1 protein-coding gene is annotated in these 974 nt (G+C 40.0%); it reads left to right on the forward strand.

Going from position 1 to position 974, the window contains the following annotated elements:
• Positions 1-974 (forward strand): IS30 family transposase (locus O3633_RS10285; RefSeq protein ID WP_371621210.1); only part of this gene is annotated, 974 nt, incomplete at both ends.

The following is a 974-nucleotide window of genomic DNA, read 5'->3' on the forward strand; positions in this document are numbered from 1 at the left end:
ACTACTGTTTCCAAAGAAGTCAAACGAAACAAACAAATTAGAGACTCTACCTCTAACAACCTTCCTTGCCCTCTACTTGATAAGGCTCCCTTTGTCTGTAATGGATGCCCTAAAAGAAGACAGAATTGTGGCTATAAGAAGATTTTCTACCTTGCTAAACAAGCTCAAAAACAATACGAACAAACTCTTGTCGAGGCTCGTGAAGGAACTCCTCTCAATTCTCAGACTTTCTCGGACATGGATAAAATCATTTCTGAGGGTGTTAAAAAGGGACAGCACATCTATCATATCCTCAAAACTCATAACCTTGATGTCAGCTCCTCAACCGTCTATCGACATATCCGAAAAGGCTACCTGTCTATCGCTCCTATTGATCTAGCTAGAGCCGTTAAATTCAAAGAGAGACGGAAAAGTAACCTACCTTCCATCCCTAAAGAAGCTAAAAAAGGACGTTCCTATGAAGATTTTCAAAATTATTTAGTCCTTAACCAACTAAACTCTTGGCTGGAAATGGATACAGTTATGGGCAGAATGGGAGGGAAAGTCCTACTCACCTTCAACCTGTCTTTCTGTAACTTTATCTTCGCTAGGCTTCTGGAGAATAAAACTGCCCTTGAAGTTATCAAGAACCTCTATAATATTAAGAATACCCTTCACGAAGCTGACAAAGATTTCTTCCAACTCTTTCCTGTCATTCTTACCGATAATGGTGGAGAGTTTGCCAGGGTTGATGACATCGAAATGGATATTCGTGGTGAAATAAAACTGTTCTTTTGTGACCCTAATCGCTCTGACCAGAAAGGGAGAATTGAGAAAAATCACACGATGATTCGCGACATTCTACCTAAGGGAACTTCCTTTGACAACTTAACTCAAGAGGACATCAATCTCGTCTGTTCTCATGTCAACAACGTCAAACGTGCTGCTTTAAATGGAAAGTCAGCCTATGAAATCTTTGCATTTACCTATGGAGA

The organism is Streptococcus sp. 27098_8_22 (assembly GCF_041432415.1).
GTDB classification, from domain to species: Bacteria; Bacillota; Bacilli; order Lactobacillales; family Streptococcaceae; genus Streptococcus; species Streptococcus pseudopneumoniae_M.